Genomic DNA, 25,395 nt, shown 5'->3' on the forward strand with positions numbered 1-25,395 from the left:
ACTTTCTCTGGGCTCTTTTCTTGCAATTTTTCTTTTAGTACAAAAAGTGGTTAACAAGTCTTGTTATTTGCTCATCATAATTTTTATGCAACATTTCAATTTATAAATATGTAATTAATACCGATACAAATATATATAGAATGTTATTTTGCACGAACACAAATTTCAAAAAAGAAAAGAACCACTAAAAGTGATTAACAACATTGAATTCGATTTGTTATTTTACATAAGTCAACATTATCCAAGACTTTTGCACATACACAATATATATCGTGAAACGGATTAAAAAATTTATTCCCTAATCAAAATTACTGTTTACAGCAAACAAACGCACGATCATTACAAAATTTTCTTTATTTACACTACTGTTCACCGTTATAACCATAAAGAAAACTAAGTTTGACACAATACATTTTTCAACATAATTAAAGGTATTTTATTTTTTTCGTCGAATAAATCTGTGATGTAGGAATAATAGCACCGTAAAATTAGTAAAAGCTTAATTAATTGAAAAATGAGGAAAGTTAATGAGAGAACAATTATTATCCCTGATAAATAAAACAATAGTATATAAGTATGGTTTACCCAATCATTCATTAGGTATTGATAGATCAATTTTCTCTACTGAAAATGATAGATGCTATTCAACCATTTGCAACCAATCACTTATTGAGATAATTTATAACTCAATTATTGAATATTCATTCAACGAATTTGATATAAATGGAAAGGAGTATGATAATTTACACGCCATAGCTCTAAAAACTAAATTGAAATACAATGAGGTTGCATCAGAAACTTCAAAAATAAGCTATGGATTCCATGGTGAAACGATATTGTATTGTATATTATATGCAAAAATGGATGCTAAACCGGTTATTTCAAGAGGATATTTTTATAATCCACTCGAATCTTCAGAGACTAAAGGATACGATTCTTATCATTTGATCGAGCGAAATGGAACAACTGAACTATGGTTCGGTGAAGTCAAATTTAGAAATAATCATACGTCAGGAATAAATAGTGCTATTGATAGCATTGAGAAGGCTATTTCCGATGCTTACTTATCTACAAATTTCCTTGCAATCACAAATCATAAAAACAACTTTAATATTTCAGGTACTAAGGTAGAAGAAATAATTAGCAAATGGGAAGAAAATCCTCTAGTTGATATAATTGAGGAGATCAAAAAATACGATATTAAGCTGATCTACCCTATTATTATTATTTATGATATTAAAGACGATTATGATAATAGTATAAAAATAGCTATTGAACATATTAAAAATAATCACTCTTTAAAAACCTTCTCACTATCAATTCCCTATTCCATATATTTTATTTGGCTACCAGTTGATAAGGTGCGGGATATCAAAGCTGAGGTGATAAAATGGATAGAACAAAGGAAGCCGCTAATATAATATATAATTTAAACCTATATAAGAAGGGGCAAATAAAGGATTATAAGTTTATAAATATAGTCTGTAATTACTTTGATCAGATAAAAGACGTAAATTTAACTGAGTCAGACTTTAAATTTCTTAGATATATTGCTAACATATCTGGAATACCCCATTTTTATAATCTATTAAAACAATTTAATAATGTGCTAGATATCCAAAATTTCGATTTGAATACCTTTTCATCTATATTGCATGAGAGCACACTACATATAGATGAAAATAGTATGCTGCATAGATATCAAAAACAAATAATTGATAAATTTGAAATAAATAGTTTGAATAGATATTTTCTATCAGCAAGTACCTCGTTCGGCAAGACACATCTTGTTTTTGAAATTATTAAAAAGATGAGATATTCAAATGTTGTTTTAATCTTCCCTACAATAGCATTACTTACTGAGAATTTGGAACGAATTCTATCTAATCATCACTATAAATATTTTAAAGAAAAATATCTAATACATACTCTTAGTGAAGTAAATAATCTTGGAGAGAGAAACTTATTTATCTATACCCCAGAAAGATACCTATCATTTTTAGAGAAATCTAATACTAATTTTGACTTTAATTTTGCATTTGTTGATGAAGTTTATAAAATTGACAATGATTATATAATTGATGAGGAAACCAAAGAAAATGAACGAGATGTTGCTTATAGATTAGCCGTACATTACTCTCTTAATAATAAAACTGATGTGTTATTTGCTGGACCATATATGGAGTTTTCTTTCCCTAACACAACCAACTATAACCCCTCATTTAACACTTTTTTACATGATAATAAAATTTCTTTAATTAATTATAACGAATATGAAACAGTCAATAAGTCTTATTTCTATGTGAAAAAAAATAAAACGTTTCCTCATGACAATAAATTTAATATTAATTACTCAAGTAATAAAAAGACAAATAGATTAATTGAAACGGTTAAATCGATTATTAATATTCACCAAAATACAATTATTTATTGTGCAAATAGGGGGAAAAACGGTGGAGTAGAATATTATGCTGATGTGCTAATAAATTCACAAGTACTTAAAGAACATAGCTACACTAAGTATATTGACCTTATTGATCATCTTTCATCAAACTTCGAACCAAACTGGATTTTAGTTAAATCATTGAAACATGGAATAGGAATTCATCACGGACTAATCCCAAAGTATATACAGAAAGAAATTATTAACCTTTTTAATAACGGATTAATCAGTGTGTTAATTTCTACCACTACTATTACTGAAGGAGTAAATACATCTGCAAAAAATTTGATAGTAATGCATAGTAAAAAAGGTAATAAAAACTTAAAAAAATTTGACGCAAAAAACATTGCTGGTCGTGCAGGACGGTTTGGTTTTCATTATAGTGGTAGGGTCATTGATTTAAGTAACTCTCTATTAAATATTATCGAAAAAGAGGGGGAAGCCCTTAAACACAAGAACTATGACTTAAGTGCTCCAAAAGAAGAGATTGATTTGTTTTACTCTAATGAAAAGTATTTATCAGATAAGGAAACGACTAAAAAGAGAGAAATTATTACAGAACAAAGAAAAAGAAATATTCCTGACTTTATAATGAATCAGTATAAAGTTATAAGTCGTATGGATAAGATTAAAATTTATGATGCCATTGTGAAATTAAAGGATGATGACTTTTCTCACATTAATAAACTAATAAGAACAATTAATTACAAACTTAAGATTGATTTTACTGGCTTTCAAATCGTATTGGATGTCCTGAAACCAATTGTTAAAAATCAAGATTTAAAGTTTCTTATTGATCATAAAGGTAAAAATAACAATTATTCAACGCTTACATACTTAGTTCATTACTACCTTAAAGATGGCTTCAAAGGCTCTGTTCAGTATAAGTTAAAAAATAGAGAAACAATTGATCGAGCAATACAACAAACGGCTAAATTTATTTATAGCACTTTAAAATATCAGACAGTGAAATACCTTGGGGTTTTTAATTTAATGTATAAGTATTTTATTTCAAACAAAGAACAAAAAAAGATTGAAGATATTGCAGGTATTGATAAATTGATAATAAAATTTGAGTATAATGCTATTACTGAAAATGGTAGGATTGCAAGTGATTACGGAGTACCCTCAAAAGTAGTTGATTACTATGAGGAGTCAGAAAAGAAACTCCAGATAAAAAAAGACTTTGACAAGTATGAATTAGAAGCATTTGAAAGAATTGAAAAAATATTTAATAAAGATTGATAAGGGATGGGGCATACCGTATGCCCCATCTCTTACTATCCATAGATAATATTTAAACGTCCTTTCGTTTTTTACATTATGATAGTTTTTTAATAACATATTATCGACTTTAGTCAATCAATGCAATGGTTTTCGATAATTAGCAACCTCGCTCACTTATGATAAGGCTCCCCACGATTAATCCGAAAAGCCCGATAAATCTGCTCCACCAAAATCAGCCGCATCAACTGATGAGGAAACGTCATTTTCGAGAACGATAGCTTCTCGTCCGCTCGCTTCATCACTACGTCGCTCAATCCGAGTGATCCGCCGATGACGAAGGTGACTTTGCTTTTTCCATATGTAGCCAGCTTATCTATTGTATCGGCTAGTTCTTCGGATGTTTTCATTTTTCCTTCGATGGCGAGGGCGATGACGTGGACGTCGGGGCTGATTTTGGATAGGATGCGGTCGCCTTCTTTGTCTTTTATGATTTTCATGTCCTGGTCGCTTAGGTTTTCCGGCGCTTTTTCGTCCGGGAGTTCGATGATGTCGATTTTTGCGTAGGCCGAAAGTCGTTTGGTGTATTCTTCAATGCCTTGCTTGAGGTATTTTTCTTTTAGTTTTCCGATTGTCACAATATTGATATTCACAGGTCATCCCCACTTTAAAAACAAGTTATTCATATATGTTGTCCACAATTGTGGATATCTTTTCTGTATTTTGTGTAAGATCATTCGTTCCCCACTATATATACTGCGGGGTCTCCACATAATTCACAGGCTGTGGATAAACTGTTAGTATGTTCGATTTTTCTGATTTCGGGCGGCAGCTCGTGGTCGTCTATGTACATATCCAGCACCGTTTCGATGTGTTCTTCACAAGAATAATACGCTTGTTTCATGTTCAAATCCTCCGATGTTTTCTTCCATTTTTACAAATGTTCTCTTCTCAATATAACCTATTTATTCACATGTTAGTAGTGCTTCGGGCTGAGTTTTATCCACAATTCGACAAACAAGCTGTTGATGACTCTATTTCGCTCGTGTGTTAGTTTGGATGTAACCGATGTGTGGGGAGGTCTGCATTTGCGCTTTAGATGGGTTTGGCTTTTTGTGATCATGTTGCTGCTTGCTGGGTGTCAGCCGTCTTATTGGGTGTTGGAGAAGGATCGAATCGGTGAAGGCAGTCCAGACTTAGAAATATACGCTAATTATCTCCAAATGCATGATGACGTGAAAGGATATCAAGTCTTCACCATTTTAGAAGGGAGAAAAATGGTTATTGTGTCTCTCGGAAGCAGCGAGAAAGATAAGAAGCTTGAAGTGTCAGACGTCAAATTCTCACCTAAAGAAACGATTGTAACTGTGAAACGAAAACCTGCTCCTACGGCAAATGAGAAAAACCCTTATATTTTGATTGGACTGGACAAAATCGAAGGGGACTTAATTGTCCAAGACGAAACAGGAGATCGCTTTGAAGAAACAGATTATCAGCAATAAAGCCGGCGTTCTGAGAACGTCCGGCTTTTTCTTTTACTTCAGTGTTCCATGCGGGTCGATGACGAATTTTTTGGCTGCGCCTTTGTCGAAGTCGCTGTAGCCTTTTGGCGCGTCGTCCAGAGAAATGACGGTGGCGTTGACGGCCTTTGCGATTTGCGCTCTGCCGCTCAGGATCGCTTTCATCAAATTGCGGTTGTATGTCATGGCGGGCGTTTGTCCGGTGACGAAGGTGTGGGCTTTGGCCCAGCCGAGTCCGAAGCGGATTTTTAGTGAGCCTGTTTTGGCGTCCGCATCCTTTGCGCCGGGATCTTCGGTCACGTATAAGCCTGGAATGCCAAGGCTGCCTCCGACCTGGGTGACGTCCATGATTGAGTTCAGCACGGCGGCAGGCGCTTCTCCTTGATTGCCGTGTCCGGATGCTTCAAAGCCGACACAGTCCACTGCGGCATCAACGGTTGGTTCACCTAGTATTTGTTCAATTTGCTCGCCGAGACGGTCGTGTTTTTGTACGTTGACCGTTTCACAGCCGAAGCTTCTCGCCTGTGCCAGTCTGTCTTCGTTCAGATCGCCGACAATCACGGTGGAGGCGCCTAGGAGCTGAGCGGAGTGAGCGGCTGCTAAGCCGACAGGCCCCGCTCCCGCGATATAAACGGTTGAACCTGTTTGCACGCCCGCTGTGTAAGCTCCGTGGAAGCCGGTCGGGAAAATGTCGGACAACATGGTCAAATCGAGAATCTTTTCTAGCGCCTGTTCTTTATCAGGGAATACCAAAAGCTGAAAATCAGCGTATGGCACCATGACGTATTCAGACTGGCCGCCGACCCAGCCGCCCATATCGACGTAGCCGTAAGCCGATCCCGGCCGGTCCGGATTGACATTCAGGCACACATGCGTTTTCTGCGTTTTGCACATCACACAGCGTCCGCAGGCAATATTGAAAGGAACGGATACGATGTCGCCTTTTTTGATAAATTCAACATCACGCCCCGTTTCAATGACTTCTCCCGTAATTTCATGCCCGAGCACCAAGCCTTCAGGCGCCGTTGTGCGGCCTCTGACCATATGCTGGTCGCTTCCGCAAATGTTGGTTGTAATAACTTTGAGAATAACCCCATGCTCACATTTTCGATTCACATTCGCCTTTGGAACGCCGGGCCCGTCCCTTAGGATTAACTCCGGATAACCGATATCCTCCACCGCTACAGTCCCTTTGCCTTTGTACACAACCGCTTTGTTTCCAGTCAACGCCATTCCTCCCATTCATGTGTTTGGACTCTTGGTCCTAGAACATGACTTCGGTTCGGCATGACTCTTTCCCTTTTTCACGACTGTTTTTTCTGTATTCTTACAACAACAAATATGCCAAGAAAGCAGCCAATAATGGTTCCGCCGATGTCTAAGAAGTCGACTTTACATCCATTTAACAGGAACACAGTAATGGCCGAAACCAGGCTGATCATTACTGCCAGAAGAATAACCCGTTTGGTGCGCATGTAATTCCTCCTTTGGATTCGTTTCTAAAACATACCCAAAATCTCTGCAAACTTCGGTTCAACAAAAAAGAGACTTCATACCAGTCTCTTCATAATTTGAGATCACTCAAAAAATTTCCTGAGAAATAATGTGACAATACTGGTTACTAACGCAATCCCCGTATACATAACAACCCAAAACATGAATGAGCTATTGCCCGAAGCTAACGTAAATAACAATATCAAGCTCGCGATAAGGACGATGAGCGGTGCCACCCAAAACCTCTTAAATAAAAAATGACCCGCTATACCAAATACACCTGCGCTGATCGGAAAACCAAAAACGATAAATAAAACGGCGATGGCTCCCATACTAACCTCCTTGCCTTAAAACCTCTTCATCACCTCAACATCATACAGCTTCAAATGACTCTTCGGCGTCACGACATCCTTTACCTTCCCAATCTCTTTTTCTTTCATTTTCTTTCCGGTTTTCAGATTGTACTGTTCAATGTAGGCAGGCTTGTGATACGTGTATGTGAAGAAATAGAGGCTGCTGCCTTTTTGGGTGATTTCTTTGAAATCGGCTTTCATTTTGTCCGGGGAAAGGGTGAAGGCGATGCTTGTTTTTCCTGTCTTGGCATCGATTTTGTGTACCTTTCCGAAGCCGTCAATGAAATACAGGTTCCCGTCATAAGGGAAAAAGCTGTTTTTAAAGCTGAAGGGCATGGAGCTGTATATCGTTTGTTCGTCGTTTTTGTATTCGGCGATATCGTGCAGCTCTACTTTGCCGCTTTTTTTGTTAATCTTGACCATTTGATAGAGATTGTGGGCTTTTTGGCCGCGAACCATAACATAAACAGCTTGGTCGTCCACAGCAAGCTGGGATTCGACTGAGGCTCCTTCCCGGTACTGCCATTCCGTTACTTTGTGATAAGTGAGCTTCTTTTGATCTGCTTGAATCTGAAGGAGCTGATAGCCTTTTCCGTCAGCTGTCGGGACGAGTGCGTAAATGGCGCCATCATGAAAACCGGAGGCTCGGATGTAGTAGGGGATGACGTCTTTTTTCCACTCTCCGTCCATTTGGCGGTACAGCTCTGAGCGGTATCCTTCTTTCTTTTTGTCGTAGCCGGAGTTGTATAAGGTGTAAAAGCCGTCCGTGTTTTGCAGAAAGCCTGCGCTGTCCCCTGTGTGCTGATAGGTTCTTTTATGAGATCTCAGGCCGTCTTTAATCGTATAAATCGTGTTTTTGTCCTCCAGCATCACGCTGTCGCCGTGAACCTTGGCTGATCCCAGCTCAAGGCCCTTCATCTGAAATGAAGACAGCGACCCATCCTGGCTGATAAACAGGGCGTAGCTTTTCCCGCCGCCAAATGCATCTTGATCTGCAGAGGATGAGAAATACAGCAGGACTTCTTTGTCATCCAGGAAATCGGGGTTTCTGAGATCCTGCTGACTCACGGTTTTATGGCTTTTGAGAGGAGAAATGAAGACAAATAGTGCGATTCCTGCGAGAATCAGCATGGCGATGGTAATCATCCACTTTTTCATATCCTTCTCCTTAGTAAATGGTCATGATGGTTGTCGTATACGAAGAACTTGTGATGTCGCGCGGATACACGCCTAAGCCTCCGTTGCTGTCTATATCAATGCCTGCTTTCAGCAAAAAGGCAGACCATAGGAGCTTTGAACAGTTTTTGGCGCCGTCATGGCCGGTATTTCTGTTATTGACGAAGTTAAATGAGTATGGGTCGCCCACTTTTGATACCGCCCAGTCGGCAGCAGCTGTTTTTTGAGATGAGGATACGCTGACGGTTTGCACAATGGAGTTGTCTTCCACGTCTCTGGCATTATAAGCGATCTGCCTGACGCCGTCGCTCGGGACAGATTCAACAATTTTGTCAGCAGCGGAGTACATGCCGACGTGGCCGTGATTGTAGTAGGCTGTGTAGGAGTTCGTGTAATAGATATTGCCTTTCGCGCTTGTCGGGAGTTTTTTCGTGCCGGACGAGCCGCCCATGATAGACATGCCGCTTTCCTTCGCGAGCCGGTCTCCCTCTGCTTTATCAGCCGTGATTTCCTTATAGAACTGTTTTAGGATAACGTCCTGCTTTACGTGCTGCTGTTTGGCAATCTGGCTGGCAGATTTCATGATTTCTTCCGGTGTCGTGCCTGGCTGCAGTGCGGCGATTTCTTCAGCATAATTTGTGGTCTTTACGGCTTTGGCGGGAGTAACAAACAGGCCGCCGCACATTGTAAGCGTTACCAAAAACATCGACACTCGTTTCTTCAACTTCATTACATCTCCTCTTTTCTTGTGAGTGTAGGAAAGGTAATTTCCTCACCCACATTATATTAGGAAAATAAGGAAAGTAACTAGGTTATTTACAGAATTTTTAGAAATCGTTTACAGAAAAAGGCCTTTATCAGGCCCTTTTCGTTAAATCTTCTTGCTCATCACTACGTCTGTTTCTTGAAATCCGGTTTGCTCATATAGCTTTCGCGCCGTCTGATTATGGGCAAAGACATGAAGGGACAGCTTGCGGATTCCCATGCTGCGTGCCGTTTGATCTAATGCCGCCAATGCTTGCTTTGCGTAGCCCTTTCCCCGATACGGTTCATATAACCCAAAATCATAAATAAACGCTTCCTGCTGCGGATGCTCCGGTTCAGCATGTATCCAGAGCCAGCCAACGGTATCCTTTTCATTCAGCTTGAGGCTCCACAAATGGTGATGGGGTGTTTCCAGCCCTCTCGGAAGCAGATCAGTAAACGCCTGCTTAGACAAAAGCTGTGCATCTTCAGGCAGCCATGTTCCCGCTTTTACCTTTTCTTCCGCGTAATGCTTTGTTGTGTATGTGAGATAAGACCGAAATTCTTCTGACTGCATTGGGGTCAGCATGATTGTCATATCATCTCTCCTTCATATATTGACTAGAGGATTTTACATAAAATAGAAAGAGGTGTTACTATCAGAATAAGCAACTGAGATTGATAAGTCACTAGAGAAAGGAGTTTCACATGAATAAGATCGCACCCGCAGAAATCGCTAGCATGCTCAACGATTGGTACCTTGCTATCAAGAAACATGAAGTGGAAGAGTCCTCCCGTTTATTTGAAGAAGTGAAGCCTTTATTGGATGACATGGAAGAGGATCAGGAGGTGCTTGCCTACTTCTCCTTATTGGAACTGCGCCACAAGGTTTTGCTTCACGAGGCGAGAGGACAGGGCTTTCAGCATGAGGAGCCTTCTCATATGAATGCTACGTCTGACATGCTGAAATATTACTTTTTTCTGTTTGAAGGCATGTATGAGGCCTATAAAAATAATTATGACATTGCCATTGGGCTGTATAAAGATGCAGAGCAGTATCTCGACAACATTCCCGATCCGATTGAGAAAGCTGAATTTCACCTGAAGGTCGGAAAGCTCTATTATAAGCTGGGACAAAATATTGTGTCCCTCAATCATACACGGCAAGCGGTCAAAACGTTCAGGGAAGAAACCGATTATAAAAAGAAGCTGGCTTCAGCCCTGATTACCATGTCAGGCAATTTTACAGAGATGAGCCAGTTTGAAGAAGCTGAGGCTTATTTGGACGAAGCAATTCGGATCACGAGTGAATTAGAGGATCATTTTTTTGAAGCCCAGCTTTTGCATAACTTCGGCCTTCTTCATGCGCAAAGCGGCAAATCAGAAGAAGCGGTTTCGAAATTAGAGGAGGCTCTACGGAACGATGAGTATGCCCGCTCCGCCTATTATTATCATTCTGTCTACTTGCTGATACGAGAGCTGTTTAAGATCAAAAAGAAAGAACAGGCCTTATCTTATTACCAAGAAGTGAAGGAAAAATTGACTGCTGAGCCGAATAGAATATGTGAGGCAAAAATAGACATTTTATATGCCATTTATGCAGAAGGGGGTCATGCGGAAACGTTTCACTTATGCAAACAACATATGGATGACTTGTTGTCCGAGAAAGAGTATGACAGTGTAAGAGAACTTTCCATTTTGGCTGGCGAACGGTATAGGGAACTTGAGCTTTACAAAGAAGCTGCCCACTTTTTTTATGAAGCATTACAGATTGAAGAACTGATTAAACGAACGGAGGTTATATAAATGAAAAGATTTCTGATTGGCGCAGGCGTCGCAGCGGTGATTTTATCAGGTTGGTTTATTGCAGACCATCAAACCCATTCACAGGAAATGAAAGTCGCTGAGAAAATGATTGGATAAATGAAAAACCCCCGCGGGTGCGGGGGTTCAATTTAACGAAAGAATCCTAAAACGGTTTGTAGTTTTAGGATTCTTTCATCTTTTCAGCGTGATTGAAAACCCTTGAAGTCTAGGAAGAACGAGCATTGGAGCGCAGCGAATGTTTGGAATTCGTGAGCACCGAAGCGCAGGCCTGACAACGAATGCGAGGGTTTGTCGACACGCTGAAACCCCCGCGGGATGCGGGGGTTTTCTTATTACAGCAGCTTCTTCCCTAACAGGGATTCTACGAGCTCTACTGCTGTTTTGCCTGTTTTGTTTTTGTGATCAAGGATCGGGTTAACCTCAACGAATTCGGCTGAGGTAATGATGCCTGCGTCATACAGCATTTCCATAGCCAAATGGCTCTCCCGGTAGCTGATGCCGCCGACGACAGGGGTTCCGACACCCGGTGCGTCGTTCGGATCAAGTCCGTCCAGATCAAGGCTCAGATGGACGCCATCACATGCTGATAAATAATCAAGGGTTTCTTCAATGACCTTTGTCATGCCAAGACGGTCGATTTCGTGCATTGTGTACACCTTCATGCCGCTTTCCTTAATGTACTTGCGCTCCCCTTCATCAAGTGACCGGGCGCCAATGATGACGACGTTTTCCGGTTTGATTTTAGGCGCGTAGCCTTCAAGGTTAACCAGTGACTCGTGGCCAATGCCGAGGCTGACCGCGAGCGGCATGCCGTGAATATTGCCCGATGGTGAAGTTTCAAGTGTATTTAAATCGCCGTGCGCGTCATACCAGATGACGCCGAGATTATCGTAATGCTTAGCTGTGCCTGCAAGCGTGCCGATCGCAATACTGTGGTCACCGCCCAGGACAAGCGGGAATTTTTTCTCTTCAATGACTTTGTTGACCTTTTGCGCGAGTTTTTCATTTCCCGCCAAAACGGAATTCAGGTTTTTCAGTTCCTCGTCATTTTTGATTTTTTCGCGGTTGATCGGAATGTCACCGAGATCTTCAACCGTATACCCCATGTCTGACAGCCGCTCGATCAGATGAGCGTACCGGATGGCACTCGGGCCCATATCTACTCCGCGTCGTGCTTGTCCTAAATCCATTGGCATTCCAATAACCGAAATCGTTTTATCCATCTGTGATTCCACCTCAACATTTAAGATAATGTCCTATGCGGGTTCTAACAAAGATGACTTACGGACAACGTTTTAAAGCTCTAGCTGACGATTCGCCTGCTGGCGTTTTTTAATGACAACATGATAAATGATGTAGCAAATGACCATAAATGGTACGCCGCAATACAGCGCGATACGCTGCTCCGGATCAAATGCAAGACTGATGAGCACGACCGTATTTAACGTTAGGCCGATCAGCGGAAGCACCGGGTACAGCGGTGTTTTAAATTTCAAATCTTCTATCTTCCCGCCCTCACGGATATATTTGCGTCTGAACATGATTTGGGAAAGCGAGATCGTAATCCAGCCGACCTGCGCGCTCATACCCGCCAAAGATAACAGTACCATATATACAGTTTCAGCCTGCGCAAACTTTGTCAGAAGTGATAGGCAGGCCACAGCCATCGTTACGATTAACGAGTACATCGGCACACCGCGCTGATTTGTTTTTCCGAGCGCTTTGAAGGCCTGTCCTTCATTCGCCATCGCGTACAGAATACGTGTCGATGCGTATAAACCTGAATTCGCAACAGATAACAGCGCGATTAAAATAACAAAGTTCATGATATCAGCTGCATATGGGATTCCGATTTGCTCAAATACGGCAACAAATGGACTTTCCACGACACCCGCCTGTTTCCACGGAATCATGCCGGCAATGACAATGATTGAAAGCACAAAGAAGACAAGCGTTCTCCATACTGTCTGTTTGATTGACCGTGGAATCGTTTTTTCAGGGTCTTCACTTTCTCCGGCTGCAACCCCGATCAGCTCAGTCCCCTGAAACGCAAAGTTCACGGTAATCATCGTAATCAGCATTGCCTTTATGCCGTTCGGAAATAACCCGTCTTCATAAAAATGTGTCAAAAACGGCGCCTGCTCTCCGCCCTTCAGATCAATCAGGCCAAACATGGCAGCTCCGCCGAGAATAATAAATAAAAGGATAATCAAAATTTTAATGCCCGAGAACCAGAATTCAGATTCCGCAAAGGCTTTTGTGGTGATCGCATTTAAAATAAACATCAGTGCCGCAAAGACCAGACACCAGATCCACACGTCTATATGCGGAAACCAGCGTTGCATCAGCTGCCCCGCTGATAAAAATTCAATGGCGCATGTAACCGCCCAGCCGAGCCAGTACAGCCAGCCGAACGCAAACCCGAAAGCCGGGCTGATAAATTTCGTGGCATAGGTCTGGAAGGACCCCGACACAGGAAAGGCGACTGCCAGCTCTCCTAAGCAGAGCATGGTCAAAAACATGATAAAGCCGCCCACTAAATAGGACAGAACCGCGCCGAGCGGTCCCGCTTGGTTAATGGTAAACCCGGTTCCAAGGAAGAAACCGGTTCCGATCACTCCGCCCAATGAAATCATGAACAAGTGGCGTGATTTCATTGTCCGCTGGAGCTGATTTCCGTTATCTTGGTTTGTATTCACATTCTGCACCCCTTCAGCAACTTGTATTGGATCTAAGCTGGAACATCTGCATGGTGCTATCCCAGTTTGCTGTCCAAAGAGCCTCTATCTATTTAATATAAAATTCACTTCTTCTCATAAAGATACATTATACTAAAATACTGTAGCTGAGCAAATAGGGAGTGCTGATTTTTCTGTTGTAAATTTATACAAACGAAGTGAATATCCCGCCATGGTGCAGATTTATGCGTTTTGCAGCACGTGCTTAATTTTCTCTATTGCCCAATCCAAATCCTCTTTGGAAATGATTAATGGCGGTGCAAAACGAATGACTGTATCATGCGTTTCCTTGCATAAAAGCCCTTCTTCCTTCAAACGCTCACAATACGGACGTGCGGCTTCCGTCAATTCCACACCGATAAACAGCCCTCTGCCGCGGACTTCTTTAATAACCGGGTTGTCAATGCTCTCAAGCTCGCTTTTAAAGTATTCGCCAAGCTCAAGAGAACGATCCGCCAGCTTTTCATCCTCCAGCACTTCTAATGAAGCGATAGACACTGCACATGCAAGCGGGTTTCCGCCAAATGTGGAGCCGTGTGAGCCCGGGTTAAACACGCCTAGGATCTCGCGGTCCGCCGCAATGCATGAGATCGGGAACACACCGCCGCCAAGCGCTTTGCCCAAAATATACATATCAGGGACAATGCCGTCCCAGTCACAGGCAAACGTCTTGCCTGTACGTCCGAGACCCGTTTGAATTTCATCCGCAATAAACAAGACATTCTCTTCCTTACAAATCGCCGCCGCTTCCTGTAAAAATCCTTCAGGCGGAATCACAATGCCCGCTTCGCCTTGAATCGGTTCAAACAAGAATGCCGCTGTATTCGGCGTAATGGCCTGTCGAAGCGCTTCCACATCGCCGTAAGGAATGAGTTTGATTCCCGGAAGCATCGGGCCGAATCCTCGTTTATATTCCTCTTCAGAAGAAAGAGATACCGCCAGCATCGTGCGGCCGTGGAAGTTCCCGACACATGCGATAATTTCCGCTTGATTGTCAGCTACGCCCTTCACTTCATACGCCCAGCGTCTCGCCGCTTTCACCGCAGATTCAACCGCTTCGGCTCCTGTATTCATCGGCAGAATCATCTCTTTGCCTGTCAGTTTAGCTGTTTTTTCGTAAAACGGCCCAAGCTGATCGTTATGAAACGCGCGTGACGTGAGGGTAATTTTATCAGCCTGATCCTTTAATGCCTGAATGATTTTCGGGTGTCTGTGCCCCTGGTTTACCGCAGAGTAAGCACTCAGCATATCCATATATTCATTGCCTTCCGGGTCCTTTACCCAAGCACCCAGTGCTTCAGAAATAACAATCGGGAGCGGATGATAATTGTTGGCTCCGTAATGAGACGTCTGATCAATAATTTCTTTGGATTTAGATAAAGCTGGCATATTTGAATTCCCCCTTGTTTTCTGTTTCAACATGTTATCCTGCTTTCCCTTTATATAAATGCAAGTTCTGTGCCAAATCAAGAATTCGTGTGTTTTCTACAATTTTCGAGGACAAGGTGCAAAAACATTCTGGTATTTCGAGCAAAAAGACTTCAGTAAGGGCAAAATTATTTTGCAGTTCAAATGAATATATCAACAAAGAAGGTATTCACAAGCCAGATAAAAAGATCCTTTTAATTAAAAAATTAAAATAAGAATGACATTTATAAGAAATATTTCCACTATAAAAAGGCGTAATCTAAATTATGATTACGCCTTTTACCTATAGTTCTTAGTTCAGTTTATCTGCAACATCCTTAACAAACATCTCTGTCGCAAGTTTAGACTCTTTATCATTAGAAGTTATTCCCCAAAATTTAGTTGCATTGTAAACGTACAGATAGTCTACAGCGCCACCTGCTGCTAGTACCAAAACAAAAATAGCAGCACCCAGAGTTTCAACACATTTACCTGAGACTAAATCCGCATGTTCAGAACTGCCCATGTTAACCTTCTCAGCAGCTTCTTTTAAAAGATCTCCACCCTTGCTGAATTCCTCATCAATTAATTTAAGATCCTTTTCATAAACCGATTTTTTCAAATCGTTAAAATATTGAGGATCGATTTTTTTCATTTCACTTATTAACAATTGAGTAAGTTCTTTAGATTTATCTGAATTTCTAACATTATAATCGTTGGTGTTCCAAATTTCAGGAAATTTTTTCGAGATTTCACCTTGACCAAAAACAATTCCAGCAAAAATTTCTTCACCTGAGTATTTATGTAGATTCTTTGCTTGAGTAATAGGTGTTGCACCAGAAAATATAGATACAACCAACACAATGAGCATTAAATAGACCAATTTAAGTTTTAAATCTTGAGCCGCTAAACGCATATCCATTTCTCCTCCCGATTTTTATTCCTATGGCTACGACTAGTGACAACAAAAACAATATCTATAATGACTTTCCTGCATCACCCCTTTTCATAAATAAATGGCTAATGTAAAACCGTTTTCCTAATGAAAAATGAAATTGTTTTTCTAAGGGCCTTAAATAGAGAATTAAAATACCTAGCATAATCATTGAAAAACTTATAAGACCAAACATTACTGCAAAAATTTCATGCATAAGTATTGCAATAATAAACATATATTTTCGATATGATTTAGGTGAAAATAAAAATGCAAATAATAACAATTGAATAATTAAAGTTCCCCAAGTTGGAATTACAACTAAAGGTGATGACAAAAAGTCATTAAATAAGGTATGTAATAAAGGCGGAAAACCTAACATTGGATCTTGAGCATAATAATAAACAGCCGTTCCATTTAACCAATCTTGATCAGCTAATTTTGCCGTAGCTGAATTAAAATATAAAATTGCAATTTGGATTCTAATAAATACAAAAGTTGTAAGTGCTATGACGCGAAAATATAAATCTTTCTTGTTGATTAGATCTGTACCAGTCTTTATATTTTCCCAATGCCATTTTCTTGAATCGGTCAAAGTTATAGGCAGGAGTAGTAACGTAAAAACTGCACTCACTTGCTCTCCCCCATCAATAGTCATAGCGGAAACTTGTAAACTATAAGATATCCACCAATGTATAATTCCAGTCAATCTGGGCCTCCAGCCTGACACAACAATCAGTAATAAGATGACACAAATCCATCGTATTAAATTAAGGTATATATGGTTATTAGGCACTGTACAAAAAATGCTATATGTTCCATTACAATACGGTGTTTCTTGTCCTGCACCCGGTCTAAAGAAAATGCTAGAATCATTTAAAGCAAGTGTTAAAGCTGTAGATAAAGCCATAATACTTCTTGCCAAACCATAGACATTGGTCCAAGGTACGTTATCATTTGCCCACTTATAAATTTTAATGTTTAACGTTTCGAACATTTTACATTCACCCTCATAACCTTAGAAGTTGGAACGACCTTATATTGGCTCCATGCCCATGGAACAAGACTTCCGCTTACGATTCCCAGATCACCACAAAGTGAAGCATTAGGCGTAGGGTTTGCAATGTCCACTTGTACCTTCATCTCATCAAGACAATTCTTTGCATCCTTATCGCATGTTTTCCACTTTAATGAACTTGGTAGTTTAGAAATAAGTAATCCAAGTTCTATGCCCTGTGCTCTGCCATATCTATTAAGTCCAAATACATTTCTTATTTTGTTATTTGGCCATGAAAGCATATCTGTATCTCCACTCATACTGTATGCATAAAGATGATCAGATCTTGGATCCCTACTGTAAAACCCCCATCCCTGTGGAATAAATTGTTTCACCAAAAACTCTGCTCTAACAGTTGTCGAGAGAGGATTTTTCGGTAATGCAACTATGATACTTGAGAAAAGCAAGATCGTTAGACATGCACAAATTGTTAAAAAAAAGAGGCCTATTCTACTTTTATCACTACTAAAATCGTTCAATTATGAACACTCTCCCGATTACAATTTATCCTATTTATTTCTAAATAAACCCATAAAATACAGAAAAATATTATCATAGGCTATATGAAAAATGAAGAGTTTTTTAATATTTAGTTATTTTTTCCCAGTTAAAAAGAGGTTAGAATAAGACTCTAACCTCTTTAAATAGGAAACATAACCCGGCTATTTATTTAGCTCTTTTTGATATATGAAATAAGATGCGAATACGGATAAGAGTATACTACCTATTGCCGCTATAAAAATAATCGGCTCGGTAAAAGACTCAGGAATAAATGCAGTTAAAACAATAATGATTCCGGCTAGAACAAATATTCTTGAACTCAATCTATGTGTAAGCCTCCATACATTTTCACTGCTTAATGTCCAAGGAGTTCTAATTCCCAAGAAAAAATTCGGTCTAACCTGCTGAATAAAATTACCAAAAACCATAAATATAGCTCCAAGAATAAATGAACCTAAATATGGAATAGGAAGTTTAATACCCAGCCCCGTCAATATTGTAATCAAATTAATGAGAAATAAGACGAGAAACATGGTATTAAAAATAGATAAGTATGCACGAGTAAAGGTCGGATAGTTTCGTCGGGGATCAATTTTAGGAATAAGCACCATAAGAATATATTGTACTATCATTATACCTACCAACGTTGCTATGGCCGTAGGTTTCTTTGAAAAGTCATCTGCTTCACCACTTATACCCCAGTGTGTTGCCAATTCATTAGGTAAGTGTGAATATGTTATAACCCAAGCTAAAATTGTTAAGGCTATCATAATTAGTGCAAAGAAATATTTTTTCATCATTCTCCACCTTCCTTCTTGTCATGGTCTGTATCTGTAAGGGAAAAAAACCAGCCAATAAGATCTTGAAGTACAGTCGTATTTAAAGAATAAATAATAAATTGTCCCTTTTTTTGGTCTCGTACTAAATCAGTGTTCTTTAAAATATTTAAGTGATGAGAAATACTAGGTTTTGACATATCAAATTGGTCAGCAATTTGCCCGGCTGTTAAATCTTGTTGTTTTAACATATCCAAAATCCTTCTCCTTGTAGGATCGGCCAGAGCTTTAAAAGCCTTATTCAAATAATTCTCCCCCCTTTGGTAAACATTAGGATTTAGATATTTACCTAAATAATAAAACATTTTATTTTTCCAGTCAATATACAACATCAGTATTTCCTTCCTTTACGATAAAACGATATTAGGATTAACTGTAATACAAATCCTAAGTGCAAAATTCTTTTGCATATCCTCTCCGTTTTTTTATAAAATAGAAGCAATATTAAGAAAATAATTGAGGGAGGTTCATACAGTGGTCAAAGACAGCGAATTCCTCACATTGGTTTTTCAGAGTATTTTAGATGAAATCGATGTTGGCCTGCACGTGGTAGACGAGCATGGAAACACAATCGTTTATAACAATAAAATGATGCAGATTGAAGATATGGAGAAGCATGACGTCTTGAATAAAAACCTGATGGATGTGTTTATGTTTTCAAAGCAGCAGGACAGCACACTGGTACAGGCTCTTCAGGAAGGCAAGACGATTAAAAACGTCAAACAGAGCTATTTCAATAATAAGGGCCAGGAAATTACGACGATCAATCATACATATCCCATCGTCCAAGACGGCAAAATCAGGGGCGCCGTTGAAATTGCCAAGGATGTGACAAAGCTTGAACGGCTGATCAGGGAGAATATGAACAAAAAAGGCAGCACAACCTATACGTTTGACAGTATTCTCGGCACCAGTCCGGCCATTCGAGACGTCATCGAAAACGCCAAGCGGGCAACCCGTACGTCATCATCTGTCCTTCTCGCAGGCGAAACCGGCACGGGAAAAGAACTGTTCGCGCAAAGTATCCATAATGGAAGCGATCGTTCTGGCGGCCCGTTTATTTCGCAAAACTGTGCGGCATTGCCAGACAGCCTTGTGGAAAGCATTTTGTTTGGGACGAAAAAAGGCGCGTTTACCGGCGCTGTCGACCAGCCTGGCCTGTTTGAACAAGCCCACGGCGGGACGCTGCTGTTAGATGAAATCAACTCGCTGAATCTCAGCCTTCAGGCGAAGCTGCTGCGCGCCCTTCAAGAGCGGAAAATCAGGCGCATCGGTTCAACAAAGGATACACCGATTGACGTACGTATTATTGCCACGATGAATGAAGATCCAATTGATGCAATTGCAGGCGAACGAATGCGGAAGGACTTGTATTACAGGCTGAGTGTCGTGACGCTGATCATCCCGCCGCTTCGGGAACGAAAAGAAGACATTTTGCTTCTCGCGTCGGAGTTCATCCAGAAAAACAACCATCTGTTCCAAATGAATGTTGAACACATCAGCGATGACGTGAAACAATTTTTCCTTTCTTATGACTGGCCGGGAAATATTCGCGAGCTTGAGCATATGATCGAAGGCGCAATGAATTTCATGACGGACGAGCACACGATTACGGCTTCCCATCTGCCCTATCAATACCGAATGAAAATCAAGCCGGCTGACATCCCAGAGCCGGAAACACCAAGACACCAGCCAGCCGCGGACTTAAAAGAAAAATTGGAAAGCTTCGAAAAATATGTGATAGAGAACGTGTTAAGAAAACACGGCCATAATATCTCGAAAGCTGCTCAGGAGCTTGGCATCAGCAGACAAAGCCTCCAATATCGGCTGAAGAAATTTTCTCACTCGTCTAACGAATAATCCGGGGCAGGAAGCCTAATCAGAAAAACAGTGCCTCTGCCTATTTCACTTTTCACGTCAATCGACCCATTGTGGCTGTCGATAATCGATTTCGTTATGGCAAGACCCAATCCCGACCCTCCATATTTCCGGGAGCGGGATGGGTCTGCCCTGTAAAACCGGTCAAATAAATGCGGCAAATGCTCCGGCGCGATGCCTGTGCCGTTGTCCGCTATCATCAACCTCACGCCGTCACTGCCTCTTTGCAGAGAGATGGTGATGGCACCGGTTTTCTCATTTGTATACTGCACCGCGTTATAAACCAAATTCAAAATGACCTGTTTCATCTTATCTCTGTCAAACACCGCTTCAGCATCATCCTCAAGCCACAGCTGCAGTCTTCTTTCTTTTGCAAGCAGACTGAGCTGCGGCTCCATTTCCCTTATGAGCACATCGAGATTTCCTCTCTTCATTTCAAAGCTCGGCACCCGATCAATTTTTGCTAAAAACAACAGACCCTCTATCAGCCGAGTGGCTCTCTTCGACTCTTCATACATACTATTCAGCGCCCTATCTCTCTGCTCCGACTGAAGCGCGGCGCCACGCAGCAGCACTTCGATAAAGCCGTGTATGGACGTTAAAGGCGTTCTCAATTCATGTGAAGCGTCTGATACAAATTGCCGGATGCGCTCCTTCGCTTCTTTTTCTGCTTTAAATGACGTTTCAATCCGCTCCAGCATGCGATTAAACGAAATGGCGAGCGTGTCGATTTCCATTTGTTTTCGATATACAGGAAGCCTTTTATTCAAATTTCCTGCATTGATTTCTCCCATCATATGTACCATTTGTGATAACGGTTTAAGCGTATGTCTGACCACAGGCAAGAACGTGAAAAGCCCGAGCAGGAGCGCAACCAGCGAGAGCGTGGAATAAATGCTGATTTGCCGGAGCAGTACGTCCTTCAGTGGTTCTGTTAAAGTGCTCATTTGGATCACGCCTGCTTCTTTTCCATCAATAGTAATAGCCTGAAACACAATCAGCACTTCCTCGCCGGATTCATTTTTCGTGATTTTGTAATGCAAGGCCATCGTATCTTTTAATGCCTCATCATATACACTTTTTTTCACTGTTGGCGGTGCTCCCGCATATGGATCGGTCGACAATACCGTACTGTCTTTTGTTTTCTTATCGATAAAAACAATGGTCACGCCCGGATAGATAAAGGCGGGACGGACAGCACCATCTGACTTTTCCGAGCTGTCGGGATGGCTTTTGTATGTTTTAATATTATTCCAGATGGTTGGCTCCGTTGAGTTGATATAACTTTGAATGCTGACAGCTCGGTTTTCATATAAGAGGCGTTTTCCAAACACATATTGCATAGCGCCGACAAACACCAATAGAAGAACGAGAATGCATAATGAACGGAATAAAAGCTGAAAGCGCAGTGTTTTGAATCGTTTTTTCATTCAATATCCACCCGATAGCCCGCACCCCGAACCGTTCGGATCACTTCATGCTTTTTGTCATTCAATTTTTCCCGCAAGGAACGAATGTACACTTCAACAATATTCTCTTCTCCATAAAAATCATACCCCCATACTTTATCCAGAATCCTTGCTTTACTGAGCACAAGGCCGTGATTCAGCACCAAAAACTTTAAAAGCTCGTATTCTGTTGCTGAAAGCTTGAGCACCTCTTCCTGATAGCGGATTTCTCTGCGCCGATCATCAATTCGAAACGGACCGAGCGCGAATTCTTCAAACAGGTAGGGAAAGTGATCCCGAATTCTCGCATAGATTCGCGCCAGCAGCTCTTCAAAGCTGAAGGGTTTGATCATATAATCATCAGCGCCCTCTGTCAGCGCTTTTACCCGAACCCCCACCTCATCCTTGGCCGTAAGCATAATAACGGCGGTATGGCCGGTTTTTTTCATCATCCTCGATACTTCCAGTCCATCCATTCCGGGCATCATCACATCCAAGATGGCCACATGCGGCTGAAATGTCTTTACGGTGTTCATCGCTGTCATTCCGTCAGCTGCTGTCTTCACTTCAAAGCCTTCATTTTCAAGACCCATTGTCAAAAAATCTAATATCGCCGGTTCATCGTCCACGAGCAAAATCTTGATGCCTTTCATCCTATTCATGCTGTGCTCTCTCCTTAGTTGGCATAAACCTCTGATTAGTTTTTTCCCTTCCCCTCCTATTATTCGTTTTTACCTGAAAACAAACTGAATCTTCCCTAAAAATCAGCTGAATTCAGCAAGTTTTCAGCCAGCCCTCATTTGATTTTCAGCTTCGGCCTATACAATTGCCTTAGTTGGTACAGCCAACAATGAAATAAAGGAGGAATCTCACATGAATATCACTAAAGTTTTATCAGGAGCTGCACTGGGAACGATTATTTCAATCAGTTCTTTCACTTCTGCTCACGCCGCTGTCATTCAAAAGGATGATACATCAACGAAGGTTGAGACGAAGCAACAGGCTTCCATCACAATAGCAAAGGCAAAACAGGTTGCTTTGAACAAATGCAAAGGTACTGTTCAAACGGCCCAAATGAAGAAAGTGAATGGCACATACGTATATGTTGTGAAAGTTCTCGGTGAGGACGGCAAACAGCATACGATGACCGTCAACTGCAACAGCGGCAAAGTTGTGAAACATGATGTTCAAAAGAAACAAAGCTATATCAGCAAAACAAAAGCCCAATCGATCGCTTTGAAAAACTGCAAAGGTGCGGTTCAATCTTCTGAGCTGAAGCAAGAAAACGGTGTTTACGCTTACGTCGTGAAAGTAATGGGTGAAGACGGAAGCCTTCACACGTTCCATATCAATGGAGAAAACGGCAAAGTCGCAAAACACGAGCAAAAGAAACAAGCACATCTTTCTAAAACAAAAGCGCATCAAATCGCACTCAACAAATGCAAAGGCGCAGTTCAATCTTCTGAACTGAAGAAAGAAAACGGCGCATACATCTACGTTGTCAAAGTGCTTGGCGAAGATGGAAAAACTCATAAAATTCATGTCAACTGTGACAGCGGTAAAATCGTAAAACAAGAAGTGCAAAAGAAAAACGCAGCCGTTACAAAAACAAAAGCACATCAAATTGCACTAAATAAATGTAAAGGCACAGTGAAATCTACTGATTTGAAGAAAGAAAACGGCACATTCGTTTACGTGTTTAAAATCACTGCCCAAAACCACACTGAACATACAGTGAAAGTGAACGCTGAAAACGGAAGCATTTGCAAATAAAATAACTGCTTGCCAGCAGTAAAATAACTGAAATTCAACGTATAACACCAGTCTTGTTTTAACACAAAGTTCTAAGTTCATGTCTACCTTTTTCTAAATACTCTTTTAAACTGAACGTGTGTGACCCGCGTTCAGTTCTTTTTCTAAGGAGGACCTACAAATGAATATGAAAATATGTTCTGCAGCTGCTTTAGGCGCGGTCATTTCAATCAGTTCTTTATCATCCGCACACGCGGCTGTTCTGCATAAAGAGGACACTGCTAAAGTTCAAACCCAGCAGCAGGCTTCTATTACGCTCTCTAAAGCAAAAACTGTCGTTTTAAAGAAGTGCAAAGGCGCAGTTCAATCAGCACAAATGAAGAAAGCAGATGGCGTTTATGTCTATGTCATTAAAGTGCTTGGTGAGGATGGCAAAATTCACACCTTTAACATTAACTGCAGCAGCGGAAAAATCGTCAAGCATCACGTTGAAAATAAACAAGCCGCGATCACAAAAGCAAAAGCACAAAGCATTGCGTTGAACAAGTGCATAGGCACCGTCACATCTTCTGCATTGAAGAAAGAAAATGGCACCTATGTGTACATCATCACCATCACAGCCAGCAACCACACGGTACAAACCATTAAAGTGAATGCTGAGAATGGAGGTATTTGCAGTTAACAGCCATTTGCTGCTGTTTCACGTGTAACATCCATCTTGTATTTTTCTTCATATTCGATATATCCTTTTCAACTGAACGGGCGTGACCCCCGTTCAGTTTTTTTGCATATCAAAACAGCCTGGCAAACGATGCCAGACTGTTTTGATTAACTTCCTAATTGGTCTGCGGAGGACAGCTTGATGTCTACAGATTTTTCTTTTCCGCCGCGGTAAAACTTCACCTTCACCCGGTCACCGACTTTTTTCTGATAAAGCCGTTTTCGCAGGTCAACAATATCATTTACTTTGTATCCGTCAAATTCCGTGATGACATCCAGTTCCTTCAGCCCCGCTTTTCCGGCAGGTGAAAAGGCGTCTACACCCATCACAACCGCTCCATTGGTGACGTTCTTAGGAAGCTTTAATGTTTCATCCCAATGATAGCTTGCGATGTCGCTTAGGGATTTCATCTCAATGCCAAGGAACGGGCGTTTGACCTTTCCGTATCTCTCTAAATCCTCTATCACAGGGATCACGAGCTTAGATGGAATCGACAGGCCAATCCCTTCAACCGCCGACTCGGCAATTTTCATTGAATTGATGCCAATGACCTTCCCATCCATATTTAACAAAGCGCCGCCGCTGTTCCCAGGGTTAATGGCCGCATCTGTTTGCAGGACTTCTGCGTTCCAGTCAGGCTGTCCATCACCGTTTGAATCTACTGGGATCGCCCTCTCCGTACCCGAGATGACGCCTTGTGTGACAGAGCCAGCAAACTCAAGGCCTAACGGGTTCCCGATCGCAATAACCGGCTCCCCAGACTTCACTTTATCTGAATTTCCGAAATCGGCGACTGCTTTAATCTTATCGCTTTTCACCCGTAAAACGGCAAGGTCCATCAGCTGGTCGCTGCCGACAAGATCAGCTGATACACGTGAGCCGTCTTTCAAGCTGATTTCAATTTGGGAAGCGCCTTCGATGACATGATGGTTGGTCACGACATAAGCGGAATGGTCATTTTTCTTATAGATGACGCCAGAGCCGCTCCCAGCCTCGCCGCTCTCTCCCCGTATATCTGATTTTTGGATGTTCACAACACCCACAACGGCGGGCGACACATTGCTGACAATCTTGGTGACCGTATTGTTGACACTGACATTCACCGTCCTGATTGATTCCCGGCCATTATTGTTCTGCTGCTGATCTAAAGCGCCCGTATCTAGCCCTTCATTTGAAAGATACGGCATGATAAACGCCATTAATACGGCACCGACAATCACACCAATCAGGCTAGAAAGAAAATATCCTTTTTTACTTCTCTTTGGCTGTTCAGGAGTAGTATGTTCTTCCTCACGTTCGTAATCCACCATATTCCATCCTTTCCAAGAACGTTAATATGGTT

Annotated in this window: 27 protein-coding genes and 1 pseudogene; 8 read left to right on the forward strand and 20 right to left on the reverse strand. The window is 41.2% G+C overall.

The window, feature by feature from the left end; translation table 11 throughout:
- The first annotated feature begins 527 nt into the window (after positions 1-527).
- Both MKY50_RS20740 and MKY50_RS20745 read left to right on the forward strand, forming a co-directional pair.
- Positions 528-1,421, forward strand: a complete 894-nt coding sequence (locus tag MKY50_RS20740; protein ID WP_341117239.1) for a Hachiman antiphage defense system protein HamA — start codon at positions 528-530, stop codon at positions 1,419-1,421.
- The gene (locus MKY50_RS20745; RefSeq protein ID WP_341117241.1) at positions 1,391-3,688 is read left to right on the forward strand and encodes a helicase-related protein; all 2,298 of its coding nucleotides are present in this window, start codon (positions 1,391-1,393) and stop codon (positions 3,686-3,688) included. Before MKY50_RS20740 ends, MKY50_RS20745 begins: the two co-directional genes overlap by 31 nt.
- Positions 3,689-3,840: 152 nt before the next feature.
- Here the strand turns inward: MKY50_RS20745 and rlmH are convergent, their stop codons facing one another.
- Both rlmH and MKY50_RS20755 read right to left on the reverse strand, forming a co-directional pair.
- Positions 3,841-4,320, reverse strand: coding sequence for a 23S rRNA (pseudouridine(1915)-N(3))-methyltransferase RlmH (rlmH, locus tag MKY50_RS20750; protein ID WP_341117243.1), 480 nt, complete (start codon positions 4,318-4,320; stop codon positions 3,841-3,843).
- An 80-nt stretch (positions 4,321-4,400) separates the two neighbouring features.
- A complete protein-coding gene (locus MKY50_RS20755) occupies positions 4,401-4,571 on the reverse strand; it encodes a CxxH/CxxC protein (RefSeq protein ID WP_003219122.1) in 171 nt (56 codons plus the stop codon).
- Between the two features lie 184 nt (positions 4,572-4,755).
- Here MKY50_RS20755 and MKY50_RS20760 point away from each other — a divergent pair, with 184 nt between their 5' ends.
- Complete coding sequence (locus tag MKY50_RS20760; RefSeq protein ID WP_029318551.1) at positions 4,756-5,169, forward strand: hypothetical protein; 414 nt, start codon at positions 4,756-4,758, stop codon at positions 5,167-5,169.
- A gap of 33 nt (positions 5,170-5,202) precedes the next feature.
- On the opposite strand, the gene fdhA is transcribed toward MKY50_RS20760, so the two are convergent.
- The 6 genes from fdhA to MKY50_RS20790 form a co-directional block, all read right to left on the reverse strand.
- A complete protein-coding gene (gene fdhA / locus MKY50_RS20765; protein WP_003226972.1) occupies positions 5,203-6,429 on the reverse strand; it encodes a formaldehyde dehydrogenase, glutathione-independent in 1,227 nt (408 codons plus the stop codon).
- 62 nt (positions 6,430-6,491) lie between these two features.
- A complete protein-coding gene (locus tag MKY50_RS20770) occupies positions 6,492-6,662 on the reverse strand; it encodes a hypothetical protein (RefSeq protein WP_015715043.1) in 171 nt (56 codons plus the stop codon).
- Between the two features lie 102 nt (positions 6,663-6,764).
- On the reverse strand, positions 6,765-7,013 hold the full coding sequence (locus MKY50_RS20775; protein ID WP_029318550.1) for a DUF2651 family protein: 249 nt from the start codon (positions 7,011-7,013) through the stop codon (positions 6,765-6,767).
- Positions 7,014-7,028: 15 nt separating this feature from the next.
- A complete protein-coding gene (locus MKY50_RS20780) occupies positions 7,029-8,192 on the reverse strand; it encodes a hypothetical protein (RefSeq protein ID WP_029318549.1) in 1,164 nt (387 codons plus the stop codon).
- A 10-nt stretch (positions 8,193-8,202) separates the two neighbouring features.
- Positions 8,203-8,940: a YiiX/YebB-like N1pC/P60 family cysteine hydrolase gene (locus MKY50_RS20785; protein WP_341117245.1), complete on the reverse strand. Its 738-nt coding sequence runs from the start codon at positions 8,938-8,940 to the stop codon at positions 8,203-8,205.
- Positions 8,941-9,081: 141 nt separating this feature from the next.
- Positions 9,082-9,552, reverse strand: a complete 471-nt coding sequence (locus tag MKY50_RS20790) for a GNAT family N-acetyltransferase (RefSeq protein ID WP_029318548.1) — start codon at positions 9,550-9,552, stop codon at positions 9,082-9,084.
- A 110-nt stretch (positions 9,553-9,662) separates the two neighbouring features.
- Between MKY50_RS20790 and rapG the strand changes: the two genes are divergently transcribed.
- Together rapG and MKY50_RS20800 are read left to right on the forward strand one after the other, a co-directional pair.
- Positions 9,663-10,760 carry a response regulator aspartate phosphatase RapG gene (gene rapG, locus MKY50_RS20795; RefSeq protein ID WP_015250819.1) on the forward strand — a complete coding sequence of 366 codons (1,098 nt, stop codon included), beginning with the start codon at positions 9,663-9,665 and terminating at the stop codon, positions 10,758-10,760.
- Entirely contained in the window at positions 10,761-10,877 is a 117-nt protein-coding gene (locus tag MKY50_RS20800; protein WP_003226961.1) for a Phr family secreted Rap phosphatase inhibitor, read from the forward strand.
- A gap of 236 nt (positions 10,878-11,113) precedes the next feature.
- On the opposite strand, the gene rocF is transcribed toward MKY50_RS20800, so the two are convergent.
- The 8 genes from rocF to MKY50_RS20840 all read right to left on the reverse strand — a co-directional run bounded on the left by rocF (position 11,114) and on the right by MKY50_RS20840 (position 18,499).
- Entirely contained in the window at positions 11,114-12,004 is an 891-nt protein-coding gene (gene rocF, locus MKY50_RS20805; RefSeq protein WP_003226959.1) for an arginase, read from the reverse strand.
- Positions 12,005-12,076: 72 nt separating this feature from the next.
- A complete protein-coding gene (locus MKY50_RS20810) occupies positions 12,077-13,480 on the reverse strand; it encodes an amino acid permease (RefSeq protein ID WP_014481465.1) in 1,404 nt (467 codons plus the stop codon).
- Between the two features lie 222 nt (positions 13,481-13,702).
- The gene (gene rocD, locus MKY50_RS20815; protein ID WP_033882758.1) at positions 13,703-14,908 is read right to left on the reverse strand and encodes an ornithine aminotransferase; all 1,206 of its coding nucleotides are present in this window, start codon (positions 14,906-14,908) and stop codon (positions 13,703-13,705) included.
- A 331-nt stretch (positions 14,909-15,239) separates the two neighbouring features.
- A complete protein-coding gene (locus MKY50_RS20820) occupies positions 15,240-15,848 on the reverse strand; it encodes a sporulation delaying protein family toxin (RefSeq protein ID WP_014481468.1) in 609 nt (202 codons plus the stop codon).
- Positions 15,849-15,903: 55 nt separating this feature from the next.
- Positions 15,904-16,857 carry a sporulation-delaying protein SdpB family protein gene (locus MKY50_RS20825; protein WP_131228294.1) on the reverse strand — a complete coding sequence of 318 codons (954 nt, stop codon included), beginning with the start codon at positions 16,855-16,857 and terminating at the stop codon, positions 15,904-15,906.
- Positions 16,842-17,396 (reverse strand): SdpA family antimicrobial peptide system protein, encoded by a 555-nt coding sequence (locus MKY50_RS20830; RefSeq protein ID WP_015715050.1) that lies wholly within the window; start codon positions 17,394-17,396, stop codon positions 16,842-16,844. The genes MKY50_RS20825 and MKY50_RS20830 overlap by 16 nt, the downstream gene beginning before the upstream one ends.
- A gap of 183 nt (positions 17,397-17,579) precedes the next feature.
- On the reverse strand, positions 17,580-18,215 hold the full coding sequence (locus MKY50_RS20835) for an SdpI family protein (protein ID WP_014481470.1): 636 nt from the start codon (positions 18,213-18,215) through the stop codon (positions 17,580-17,582).
- The gene (locus tag MKY50_RS20840; RefSeq protein WP_341117363.1) at positions 18,215-18,499 is read right to left on the reverse strand and encodes an autorepressor SdpR family transcription factor; all 285 of its coding nucleotides are present in this window, start codon (positions 18,497-18,499) and stop codon (positions 18,215-18,217) included. Before MKY50_RS20840 ends, MKY50_RS20835 begins: the two co-directional genes overlap by 1 nt.
- A 229-nt stretch (positions 18,500-18,728) precedes the next feature.
- On the opposite strand from MKY50_RS20840, the gene rocR reads away from it, so the two are divergent.
- Positions 18,729-20,114 (forward strand): arginine utilization regulatory protein RocR, encoded by a 1,386-nt coding sequence (gene rocR, locus MKY50_RS20845; RefSeq protein ID WP_341117249.1) that lies wholly within the window; start codon positions 18,729-18,731, stop codon positions 20,112-20,114.
- On the opposite strand, the gene MKY50_RS20850 is transcribed toward rocR, so the two are convergent.
- Both MKY50_RS20850 and MKY50_RS20855 read right to left on the reverse strand, forming a co-directional pair.
- Positions 20,096-21,562 carry a sensor histidine kinase gene (locus tag MKY50_RS20850; protein WP_341117250.1) on the reverse strand — a complete coding sequence of 489 codons (1,467 nt, stop codon included), beginning with the start codon at positions 21,560-21,562 and terminating at the stop codon, positions 20,096-20,098. The two genes, rocR and MKY50_RS20850, sit on opposite strands and share 19 nt — an antisense overlap.
- The gene (locus tag MKY50_RS20855; protein WP_341117251.1) at positions 21,559-22,242 is read right to left on the reverse strand and encodes a response regulator transcription factor; all 684 of its coding nucleotides are present in this window, start codon (positions 22,240-22,242) and stop codon (positions 21,559-21,561) included. The genes MKY50_RS20850 and MKY50_RS20855 overlap by 4 nt, the downstream gene beginning before the upstream one ends.
- A gap of 211 nt (positions 22,243-22,453) precedes the next feature.
- Here MKY50_RS20855 and MKY50_RS20860 point away from each other — a divergent pair, with 211 nt between their 5' ends.
- The gene (locus MKY50_RS20860) at positions 22,454-23,353 is read left to right on the forward strand and encodes a PepSY domain-containing protein (protein ID WP_341117253.1); all 900 of its coding nucleotides are present in this window, start codon (positions 22,454-22,456) and stop codon (positions 23,351-23,353) included.
- 160 nt (positions 23,354-23,513) lie between these two features.
- On the forward strand, positions 23,514-24,014 hold the full coding sequence (locus MKY50_RS20865) for a PepSY domain-containing protein (protein ID WP_015250813.1): 501 nt from the start codon (positions 23,514-23,516) through the stop codon (positions 24,012-24,014).
- Here MKY50_RS20865 and MKY50_RS20870 read toward each other — a convergent pair.
- Both MKY50_RS20870 and htrC read right to left on the reverse strand, forming a co-directional pair.
- A pseudogene (locus tag MKY50_RS20870) lies at positions 24,011-24,140 on the reverse strand (hypothetical protein). The gene MKY50_RS20865 and the pseudogene MKY50_RS20870 overlap by 4 nt on opposite strands.
- 20 nt (positions 24,141-24,160) lie before the next feature.
- On the reverse strand, positions 24,161-25,363 hold the full coding sequence (gene htrC, locus MKY50_RS20875; protein ID WP_015250812.1) for a serine protease HtrC: 1,203 nt from the start codon (positions 25,361-25,363) through the stop codon (positions 24,161-24,163).
- Between the last annotated feature and the right edge of the window lie 32 nt (positions 25,364-25,395).

It is taken from the genome of Bacillus sp. FSL R7-0685 (assembly GCF_038002425.1).
In the GTDB taxonomy this organism is placed as follows: domain Bacteria; phylum Bacillota; class Bacilli; order Bacillales; family Bacillaceae; genus Bacillus; species Bacillus subtilis.

Excerpts from the sequence above, each read along its gene's own strand:
- MKY50_RS20740 (WP_341117239.1), top strand. The coding sequence starts at position 528 with ATGAGAGAACAATTATTATCCCTGATAAATAAAACAATAGTATATAAG.
- MKY50_RS20745 (WP_341117241.1), top strand. The coding sequence starts at position 1,391 with ATGGATAGAACAAAGGAAGCCGCTAATATAATATATAATTTAAACCTA.
- MKY50_RS20755 (WP_003219122.1), bottom strand. The coding sequence starts at position 4,571 with ATGAAACAAGCGTATTATTCTTGTGAAGAACACATCGAAACGGTGCTG.
- fdhA (WP_003226972.1), bottom strand. The coding sequence starts at position 6,429 with ATGGGAGGAATGGCGTTGACTGGAAACAAAGCGGTTGTGTACAAAGGC.
- MKY50_RS20770 (WP_015715043.1), bottom strand. The coding sequence starts at position 6,662 with ATGCGCACCAAACGGGTTATTCTTCTGGCAGTAATGATCAGCCTGGTT.
- MKY50_RS20775 (WP_029318550.1), bottom strand. The coding sequence starts at position 7,013 with ATGGGAGCCATCGCCGTTTTATTTATCGTTTTTGGTTTTCCGATCAGC.
- MKY50_RS20780 (WP_029318549.1), bottom strand. The coding sequence starts at position 8,192 with ATGAAAAAGTGGATGATTACCATCGCCATGCTGATTCTCGCAGGAATC.
- MKY50_RS20785 (WP_341117245.1), bottom strand. The coding sequence starts at position 8,940 with ATGAAGTTGAAGAAACGAGTGTCGATGTTTTTGGTAACGCTTACAATG.
- MKY50_RS20790 (WP_029318548.1), bottom strand. The coding sequence starts at position 9,552 with ATGACAATCATGCTGACCCCAATGCAGTCAGAAGAATTTCGGTCTTAT.
- rapG (WP_015250819.1), top strand. The coding sequence starts at position 9,663 with ATGAATAAGATCGCACCCGCAGAAATCGCTAGCATGCTCAACGATTGG.
- MKY50_RS20800 (WP_003226961.1), top strand. The coding sequence starts at position 10,761 with ATGAAAAGATTTCTGATTGGCGCAGGCGTCGCAGCGGTGATTTTATCA.
- rocF (WP_003226959.1), bottom strand. The coding sequence starts at position 12,004 with ATGGATAAAACGATTTCGGTTATTGGAATGCCAATGGATTTAGGACAA.
- rocD (WP_033882758.1), bottom strand. The coding sequence starts at position 14,908 with ATGCCAGCTTTATCTAAATCCAAAGAAATTATTGATCAGACGTCTCAT.
- MKY50_RS20820 (WP_014481468.1), bottom strand. The coding sequence starts at position 15,848 with ATGGATATGCGTTTAGCGGCTCAAGATTTAAAACTTAAATTGGTCTAT.
- MKY50_RS20825 (WP_131228294.1), bottom strand. The coding sequence starts at position 16,857 with ATGTTCGAAACGTTAAACATTAAAATTTATAAGTGGGCAAATGATAAC.
- MKY50_RS20835 (WP_014481470.1), bottom strand. The coding sequence starts at position 18,215 with ATGAAAAAATATTTCTTTGCACTAATTATGATAGCCTTAACAATTTTA.
- MKY50_RS20850 (WP_341117250.1), bottom strand. The coding sequence starts at position 21,562 with ATGAAAAAACGATTCAAAACACTGCGCTTTCAGCTTTTATTCCGTTCA.
- MKY50_RS20855 (WP_341117251.1), bottom strand. The coding sequence starts at position 22,242 with ATGAATAGGATGAAAGGCATCAAGATTTTGCTCGTGGACGATGAACCG.
- MKY50_RS20860 (WP_341117253.1), top strand. The coding sequence starts at position 22,454 with ATGAATATCACTAAAGTTTTATCAGGAGCTGCACTGGGAACGATTATT.
- MKY50_RS20865 (WP_015250813.1), top strand. The coding sequence starts at position 23,514 with ATGAATATGAAAATATGTTCTGCAGCTGCTTTAGGCGCGGTCATTTCA.
- htrC (WP_015250812.1), bottom strand. The coding sequence starts at position 25,363 with ATGGTGGATTACGAACGTGAGGAAGAACATACTACTCCTGAACAGCCA.